Below are 983 nucleotides of genomic sequence, written 5' to 3' on the forward strand. Positions count from 1 at the left end.
CCCCACGCCCCCACCGCCAAAGGCATCGTCGAGCGGACCTTCGGCACCATCAACGCCCTGTTCTGCCAGCACCTGCCCGGCTACACCGGATCCGACGTCACCCGCCGCGGCCCCGACACCGAGAAAGACACCTGCTACAGCGTCCCCCAGCTCCAGGACCTGCTCGACGAATGGCTGGTGCACTACCACCACCGGCCCCACGAAGGCCTACGCCACCCGATGATGCCCCGCAAAGCGCTGACACCCAACCAGATGTGGGCCGCGCTCGTCGCCGTCGCCGGGTACGTGCCCGTCCCGCTCACCGGCCGCGACTACCTCGAACTGCTGCCCGTGCGCTGGCAGGCCATCACCCCCGCCGGCATCACCATCCACCACCGCACCTACGACCACGATCTCCTCGCCCCCTACCGCGGCCAGGCCTCCCCCGTCGCCGGCCGGGGCGGGAAATGGGAGATCCACTACAACCCCCACGACGTCCGCCAGATCTGGATCCGCCTGCCCGACGGCGAGCTCACCGAAATCCCCTGGATCCACCGCGACCACGTCCACCAGCCGTTCAACGAGCGCACCTGGCAGCACATCCGCACCCACGCCCACCACAACAACCACGACGACAGCCAGCAGCACGAGGCCGACCTGGCCGACGCCCTCGACCAGCTCATGCGCCGCGTGCACAGCGGCCACGCCACCACCACCGAACAAGCTCTCCTCGCCCGCGCCACCACGCTGCCGGTTCCCGCCGCACGGCACCCGCACCACGGCACCGGCCCCATCACCGGCGAGCCGGCGCAGCACGACGAGTTGGCGCAGCACGGAGAGGACGACAGCATCGACGACCTCGACGACCTCCCCGAGGACGACACCCGCCCCGCCGCGGCCGCCGGATTCGGGCTCTACGACGCACACGAGGAAGCCGACAAGTGGTGAACACCCGCCCCCAGCCCGCAGCGCACCAACCGCCCAGCGCACCCGCCGACGCGGGC

At 71.1% G+C, this 983-nt stretch carries 1 protein-coding gene; it reads left to right on the forward strand.

Features of this window, described 5'->3' with window-relative positions; translation table 11 throughout:
- The coding region (locus BFF77_RS32595) for a Mu transposase C-terminal domain-containing protein (RefSeq protein ID WP_245704098.1) at positions 1-927 on the forward strand (927 nt) is incomplete at its 5' end.
- Positions 928-983 lie beyond the last annotated feature (56 nt).

The sequence above is a fragment of the Streptomyces lushanensis genome (genome assembly GCF_001700515.1).
GTDB lineage: Bacteria > Actinomycetota > Actinomycetes > Streptomycetales > Streptomycetaceae > Streptomyces > Streptomyces lushanensis.